Annotated in this window: 10 protein-coding genes; 3 read left to right on the plus strand and 7 right to left on the minus strand. The window is 32.4% G+C overall.

Going from position 1 to position 7449, the window contains the following annotated elements:
- Positions 1–325: 325 nt before the first annotated feature.
- From rpsR to rpsF, 3 genes are read right to left on the minus strand one after another with little or no spacing between them, the layout of a single operon-like run.
- A complete protein-coding gene (gene rpsR, locus QZZ48_RS13135) occupies positions 326–589 on the minus strand; it encodes a 30S ribosomal protein S18 (RefSeq protein WP_294966607.1) in 264 nt (87 codons plus the stop codon).
- Positions 590–613: 24 nt separating this feature from the next.
- Positions 614–1207: a single-stranded DNA-binding protein gene (locus QZZ48_RS13140; RefSeq protein WP_294966609.1), complete on the minus strand. Its 594-nt coding sequence runs from the start codon at positions 1205–1207 to the stop codon at positions 614–616.
- Between the two features lie 31 nt (positions 1208–1238).
- Complete coding sequence (gene rpsF / locus QZZ48_RS13145) at positions 1239–1664, minus strand: 30S ribosomal protein S6 (RefSeq protein ID WP_294966611.1); 426 nt, start codon at positions 1662–1664, stop codon at positions 1239–1241.
- A gap of 223 nt (positions 1665–1887) precedes the next feature.
- On the opposite strand from rpsF, the gene QZZ48_RS13150 reads away from it, so the two are divergent.
- Both QZZ48_RS13150 and QZZ48_RS13155 read left to right on the plus strand, forming a co-directional pair.
- Complete coding sequence (locus tag QZZ48_RS13150) at positions 1888–2898, plus strand: divergent polysaccharide deacetylase family protein (RefSeq protein WP_294966613.1); 1011 nt, start codon at positions 1888–1890, stop codon at positions 2896–2898.
- Positions 2899–3678, plus strand: a complete 780-nt coding sequence (locus tag QZZ48_RS13155) for a DNA-processing protein DprA (RefSeq protein ID WP_294966615.1) — start codon at positions 2899–2901, stop codon at positions 3676–3678.
- Here the strand turns inward: QZZ48_RS13155 and queA are convergent.
- The 4 genes from queA to hemW all read right to left on the minus strand — a co-directional run bounded on the left by queA (position 3673) and on the right by hemW (position 7024).
- The gene (queA, locus tag QZZ48_RS13160; RefSeq protein WP_294966617.1) at positions 3673–4701 is read right to left on the minus strand and encodes a tRNA preQ1(34) S-adenosylmethionine ribosyltransferase-isomerase QueA; all 1029 of its coding nucleotides are present in this window, start codon (positions 4699–4701) and stop codon (positions 3673–3675) included. The two genes, QZZ48_RS13155 and queA, sit on opposite strands and share 6 nt — an antisense overlap.
- A complete protein-coding gene (tatC, locus tag QZZ48_RS13165; RefSeq protein ID WP_294966619.1) occupies positions 4694–5506 on the minus strand; it encodes a twin-arginine translocase subunit TatC in 813 nt (270 codons plus the stop codon). Before tatC ends, queA begins: the two co-directional genes overlap by 8 nt.
- Positions 5499–5906 (minus strand): Sec-independent protein translocase protein TatB, encoded by a 408-nt coding sequence (gene tatB / locus QZZ48_RS13170; protein ID WP_294966620.1) that lies wholly within the window; start codon positions 5904–5906, stop codon positions 5499–5501. Before tatB ends, tatC begins: the two co-directional genes overlap by 8 nt.
- Positions 5907–5968: 62 nt before the next feature.
- Positions 5969–7024: a radical SAM family heme chaperone HemW gene (hemW, locus tag QZZ48_RS13175; protein ID WP_294966622.1), complete on the minus strand. Its 1056-nt coding sequence runs from the start codon at positions 7022–7024 to the stop codon at positions 5969–5971.
- Positions 7025–7138: 114 nt separating this feature from the next.
- On the opposite strand from hemW, the gene QZZ48_RS13180 reads away from it, so the two are divergent.
- Entirely contained in the window at positions 7139–7333 is a 195-nt protein-coding gene (locus tag QZZ48_RS13180) for a hypothetical protein (protein ID WP_294966624.1), read from the plus strand.
- Positions 7334–7449: the final 116 nt, after the last annotated feature.

Below are 7449 nucleotides of genomic sequence, written 5' to 3' on the forward strand. Positions count from 1 at the left end.
AGCTTTTTTACAGCCATTTGTAAATAAACCTTTGTTTACTCCTACTATACCGAACTTTAATGAATGTTTTATGCACCCGTTTTTTTAATTAAGTCATATTTTTTATATAAACAAGTCTAGATTATGCTATTTTTATTATTAAGCATTTTATCATAATTTATAAATAAGAGGATATGTCTTTTTTAGAGATTTTATAATTTTAAGTGGTAAGCTGAATATTTATAAGAAAAAAAGTGTAACCGTAGTGTCACAGTAAAACAGCTATATTCATAGTAAAGCTGTTATAAATAGTCCATAAACCCCTATTGTAGGGGCTTAAAGAAACCTATCTAAGGTTTTCGAATGGTGCAGTTATAACTGCTTTTCTTGTTACAGTATAAGGAACAAGTGCTGCTGCACGAGCTCTTTTAATTACTGCAGAGATCATATCTTGGTGACGTTTACAATTTCCAGTAAGACGACGAGGCATGATTTTATAACGCTCAGAAAGAGAGAAACGTAAAGCTCCTACATCTTTATAATCCATAAAATCAACTTTTGATTCACAATATTTACAAAATCTTTTTTTGTATTTTCTTTTTTCTGCCATGTTATTTCCTTTGTTATCTATTTTCTAAAATGGAATTTCATCTTCATCGATGTCGATCACAGGAACAGAATCGCTACTTGGCATCTGACGACTTTGAGCATTAGCTTGTTGTTGTCCATATCCATTTCCACTACTTGGCTGTTGATAACTTTGTGTTTGTTGCTTAGGCTCGTTGTTACCGTAGCTTGGTTGTTGCTGTTGGTAACTTTGGGCTTGTTGAGAACCTTGTGGTTGGTTATAGCTCTGTGCATCATTATTTTGCGCAGGAGCTTGATAACCACCACCTTGGTTGTCGCCTTTAGAGTCTAGCATCTGCATCGTTTCAACAGTTACTGAGTGTTTAGAGCGTTTTTGTCCATTTTGATCTGCCCATTGTTCAAAATTAAGTCTTCCCTCAACCAGGATTTTACTTCCTTTACGAAGGTATTGGTTAGCAACCTCTGCACTTCTAGCAAAGAAAGTGATATCTACAAAACATACTTCTTCTTTTTTCTCACCATTTGCAGTGAACTTACGGCTAGTAGCAATAGCAGTTTTAGCTATTCCCATTCCACCTTGAGTGTATCTAAGTTCGATATCTCTAGTTAAGTTTCCAACTAATATAATTTTATTAAACATGAGCTTTCCTTAATTTCTTAGGTTATGCTGATTAAACAGCTGCTGGTGCTTCAACTGCCGGTGTTTCAGCTACTGGAGCTTCTTCAACAACTGGAGTTTCAGTTTTTACTGGTGCAGCTGCTTTTCTTTCAGCTTTTTGAACTAAGTGATTCCATGCAGCAATCTCACGATTTGAATCGTATTTGATAGTTACAAAACGAAGAAGATCTTCGTTGATACGGAAACGTCTTTCAATTTCACTAATTGCAGATGGAGCAATAGAGTAATAGATAACATGGTAGTAACCACGTTCGTTTTTGTCAATTGGGTATGCTAATTTTCTCATTCCCATTGAGTCTGTGATAGCGATTTCGCCACCGTTTGAAGTAATAGTTTCTTCGATAGCTTTTAGGCTAGCTTGGATTTCTTCAGCTGTAAATGTTGGTTTAACGATAACTAAGTTTTCGTATTTTCTCATAGAGTATAATCTCCTTTTGGTATTTGCCGTTTAGGCCTTGTTTCCCTTTCGGATATGTACATATCGCTAATTGTAGTGATACAAAGAGAAAGGAACGCGGGATTATACATAAAGTATGCTTAAAAATAGCTCGTCATATTATAAGCATGTCTAATTGTCATATATGTTCTGTTTTTTTTATTTTTTGGATATAGTTATAAAAATTTTGGAGATTATTATTTAAATGGCAAAAAGAAAAAGAAAAAAATCAACCAACAGTGTGTTCTTAACATATTTAGCATGGATTTTAGCAGTAATTGCTATAAGTTTAGGAGCTCTAGTTGGAGGATATTATATTGGTTATGAAGATGCAACTAGTGATATAAATAAACAAGTTAAAATTGATAAGAAAAAAAGACTAACTATGCTTAAGCAAATAGAAGAAGCTAGTAGTAAAAAAGAAAAAAAAAGCGTTAATACTAGACTAAAATATGTTCTTAAAAAAGAGAGCAAGGTAAACAAGGGTGCTGCAGCACATGAGTATGGTGACGCAATTTTACCTAAACAAGCACCTCCTAAAAGACTCAAAAGAGATGTGAGAAAAGTATTATCTAAACCAAAATTAGCAATTATAATAGATGATGTTAGTGTGAGGTCTCACGTTAATGCAATAAAAAGTTTAGGTATTCCTTTGACAATGTCATTTTTACCACCTAGTAAATTTCATCCTAACTCTGCAAAACTTGCAGCGAAAGAGAATTTTTATATGGTTCATTTACCTATGGAAGCACAAAATTTTAATGCTGAAGAGCCTATGACACTTAGAATAAGTGATTCAGATGCAAAGATATCTCAAAGAATACAAGAAATTAAAAAAGCTTTTCCTAAAGTTGCTTACATAAATAACCATACAGGAAGTAAGTTTACATCAAATGAGATTGCGATGAATCGTTTGATATACGCTCTAAAGGCACAAAATATAAACTTTATAGATAGTAGAACTACAGCTCAAACAAAAGCACCTAAGGTTATGAAAAATTTTGGTCTGAATTATGTAGCACGAGATGTTTTTTTAGATCACGCTATGGATAAAGCATCTATAATAATTCAGATAAAAAGAGCAATAAAAATTGCTAAACTACATGGAACAGCTATAGCTATCGGACATCCTCATGTTAATACTCTACTAGCTCTTAATGAGTCAAAAAAACTATTTAAAGATGTAGAGTTAGTATATATTAATAGGCTCTATTAAATGAGTTTAGTTCAAGATCATATCTGTGAACTAGAAGCTATGAAAAGCTACCCAAAAGAGCTTTTTTTTAGCGGTCGTTTAGAACTATTAAAAAAGAGAAAAATTTCCATTGTTGGAAGTAGAAAACCTTCAAGCTATTCTCGCTCATTAACACATCAACTATCTTCCTTACTTTCTAAGCATAATATCTGTGTAGTTAGTGGTGGAGCAATGGGTATAGATGCAATAGCTCACAAAGGAGCAGGAGAGTCAAATACTATTTCTGTACTTCCTTGTGGCATTAATATTAAATATCCTTCTATAAATAAAAATCTCTTAAGTTCTATAGAAAAAGATGGACTACTTCTTAGTCAGTTTAAAGATGATTTTCGTGCAACTCCATGGAGTTTCGTAGTTAGAAATGAGCTTGTTGTTGCATTGGGTGATGTATTAGTTGTTGCAGAAGCAGACTTGAAAAGTGGTAGTATGAGAAGTATAGAATTTGCTTTAAAGATGAACAAAGAGATATATGTATTTGCTCATAGAATAAGAGAGAGTGAAGTTACAAATGAACTCTTAAAATCAGGTAAGGCTAAAGCTATATATGACATAGAAGAATTCGTATCAAAATTTTCAAAAGTAAATAGTGATATAGTTTCAAAAGTTGATGATTTTATAGATTTTTGTAGAACTAATCCAACTTACGATGAAGCTCTTAAAAAATATCCAAACAGAATATTTGAAGCAGAATTAAATGGAGATATAAGTATAGAAAATGGAAGAGTACAAGCGAATCTATAAGATTAGCATTGCATCTCCATAGGAATAAAATCTGTATTTATTCTTTATTGCCTCTGCATAAAGTTCTTGAGCCTTATCCACACCAATAAAAGATGCAACTAGCATCAATAGAGTTGACTTTGGCAGGTGAAAATTTGTAAGTAAATGATTTACTCTTTTAGGCTTATTATTTGGATGTAAAAATAAGTTCGCTTCACCTCTTTGCATCTCTTTATGTCTTACGTAAAACTCAACAGTTCTTGTAGAAGTCGTTCCAATGCTCAAAATTGCTTTATCAGAGTCAAGTACCTCTTTTGCTTTATCAGAGATATCATAGTATTCTGAGTGCATAGGATGGTCTGTTATCGTTGTAGCTTCAACAGGTTTAAAAGTTCCACTTCCAACGTGAAGAGTAACAAATGCATGATCGTAATTTTGACATATTCTTTTATGTTGCTCCTGAGTAAAGTGAAGTGAAGCAGTTGGAGCGGCTACAGCTCCTTCTTCTCTTGCAAATACACTCTGATATTCCGAGGCGTCTTGGGCATTATCTTCTCTTTGTATATACGGAGGAAGAGGGATATGTCCAATCTTATCAATGATAGGTAATAGTTCTTCAAATCTTAAAAGTTTTTCTTTTTCAAAGAAATTTACAACTCTGCTTCCATCGTCTTTTAACTCTTTAACTATAACTACTAACTTATCATCAAATAGTATCTTAGCATCAACTTTAACCTTACCTCTAATATATACACTTATACTATTAGCATCTAGAGGTCTATTTATTAAAAGTTCTATCTTTCCGCCACTTGGTTTATGTCCGTAAAGTCTAGCTTTAATAACTTTTGTATCATTGAATATAAGTGCACAATCTTTAGGAATAAATTTTTCCAAATCATAAAAATGACAGTGAGTTATTTCATTTGTTTGGCGCTTATAAACTAGAAGTTTTGCATGATCTCTTGGCTGTGCAGGGTGTGTTGCTATGAGTTCATCAGGAAGGGTGAAATCATAGCTAGAAGTTAGTAGTTCTGCTCTATTCACTCTTTTTCTCTATTGCAACAGCAACTTCTTCTTCGTCTTCATCATCATCTTCGTCTTCATCATCAAGTGGTGGAGCAGGGTTAACCATTCTAACTATTAAGATTGATAAGCCATAAAGAACAATTAGTGGACCAGCCATTAGCATCTGAGTTAAAACATCAGGAGGAGTAAGAAGTGCTGCAACTACAAAAATTATGATAACAGCAAATTTGAAAAAACTTCTCATCATTTTATCATCAATCATTCCAAGCAGTGCTAGAAAGTATGCAAAGATTGGTAGCTCAAATGCTAGACCAAATCCAAACATGATTTTTGTAAAGAAACCTACATAATCTTCTATATTTATCAGAGGTGTAAATTTGAAACTACCAAAGGTTATAAGAAAGTCAAAGCCAAAAGGAGTAACTACATAGTATGCAAATATTACTCCAATTAAGAACATAACTGTTCCACCAACTATAAAAGGGATAAGCATCTTTTTTTCGTTAGCATATAGACCTGGTGCAATAAACATCCATATTTGAGAAAGTATTATTGGTAAAGCAGCAACAATTGCGGCAAAAAAGGCAACTTTTAAGGCTACGAAGAAAGCTCCACCTACTTGACCAGTCGTAATCATACCTTCAGCTGTGTGAAGTGATTTTTTCCCAACTTCTATAAGTGCAGTATCTAATGGTGCTACCATCCATTCCAAAATAGGTTCATGAAAGTAAAACATTACAAAAAACATTACAATAAGGCTACCTGCTGATATCCCTAATCTTTTTCTTAGTTCAGCTAAGTGTGGTTTTAAATCATCAAACATTTTTTGTTTCTTCTTTTTCTATTTTATTAGTTGTTTCTTTTTTCTCAAAAGTAACTTTTTCAGGTTTAACAGGCTCTTTTTTAGCCTTTGGTTCTAAATCATCACCTAAGATATCATCACTTAAGTTAGTTAAAGAAGCCCCCACTTGAGAGACATCTGTCACTCTTTTTAAGTCATTACTTGCATTAAGAAGTTCTTTCTTATAAGCTAATGCTTCTTCTTTTATATCTGCAACATTCATCTCTTCTTCTAAAGAATCTTTTACAGTACCTATAGTCTTTTTAACACTTCTAAAAAATTTCGCTACTTCTACCATTGCACTAGGAAGTTTATCTGGACCTAGAAACAAGATGGCAATAACAGCTACAATGAGTATCTCTGTAAACCCCATACCAAACATATTAAACCTTCAAAATTATAAATTAAGTCCATGAGTTTAGCTAAAGAATGATTAAATTATCTTCAACTGCTTAAGAAAAGTGTAATCTCATCTGCTAAAAGATACTCATTGTTATAAAATATATCATTTTGCATAAAGAGTTTTTTTTCATCAACTAAGATGGTGGCTTTTTTTCGTTCTTCTTTATTTAGAATATTAGTTTTAACACCTACAGACGATCTAAATCCCAAAAATATTTGTTCTATCTTTTTATCTTCTTGTGTTAATTCTTCTACTCTTATATTAAGTGGATTATTTATGTATTCTTCTACTATTGTACTTGGATAATATCTTTGAAGATCTAGTTTACCAACTGCTCCGCTTCCTAAACCAATGTAATCTTTATATTCCCAATAACCTAGGTTGTGAGTGCTTTTATATGAGCCAAAATTACTTATCTCATACTGTTTAAATCCAGACTCTTCTACTTTAGAAAAAAGCCAAGTTGTAAGCTCTAGAGTCTCTTTTGACATATGAGGTTTAGACTCAAATGGTGTTCCTTCTTCTATTGTTAGAGCGTAAGCACTAAGATGATTTATTGGTAAGGATAAAGCTGTTTTTAAATCATGTTCTAAAAGTTCTTTAGTATCTCCTAGAGTTGCGTATATTAAATCAAGTGAAATATTCTTATACCCAATCTCATTAGCATTTTTTATTGCATTTAGAGCATCGTTAGTATTATGAGCACGGTTTAGTAGTTTTAACTTTTCTTTGTTAAAACTCTGCACACCAAAACTTATACGGTTAACACCAAGCTCGTTCATTCCTTTTAGCCATTCATATGTGGCACTATTTGGATTTGCTTCGCTTGTTATTTCTATATTAGATTGTAAATATGGTTTTATTAATTGGAATAATGGTTTGTATAGTTTTGGTTCTACAGTTGAAGGTGTTCCTCCACCTATAAAAATTGATTCTATTGTCTGAGCTTTTGCGTCAAAGCGTTTTAGCTCAAAAGTTAGTTGAGTTACAAGTGCTTTCATGTACTCTTCTTTTAAATGAAACTTGTCAACATAGGAGTTAAAAGCACAGTAAGAGCACTTAGAATCGCAAAATGGAATATGAATATATAACAACATTATTAACACTCCTTATATGCGCGAAAGTATAGCAAAATTTAATATCTACAAAAGAATCCCTCTATATAATAGATGTATTAATTAGTATAAAATAACTACAATAAAGTATTAAATATGAATATAAATACAGAGTGGCTCAAAGACATAAAACTTCTATATGTTGAAGATAATACAGACGTTAGAGAATCAACTGTAGAAATTTTAGAATATTATTTTGCAAATATAACAGTAGCTGTTGATGGAGTAGCTGGATTAGAACTTTATAATAAATCCAGAACAGATCCTTGTTATGCTAACTGCACACGATAATCAAGAATATTTAATGGAAGCGCCAATTCCAACAACAAGTGCAATTTCCACCTAAATTAGCTAGCTAATCTTTTACTCATTTCACTGAAAAACACTTCATACGGAGTTTTGTATTT

It is taken from the genome of Sulfurimonas sp. (assembly GCF_016744025.1).
Lineage (GTDB): Bacteria > Campylobacterota > Campylobacteria > Campylobacterales > Sulfurimonadaceae > Sulfurimonas.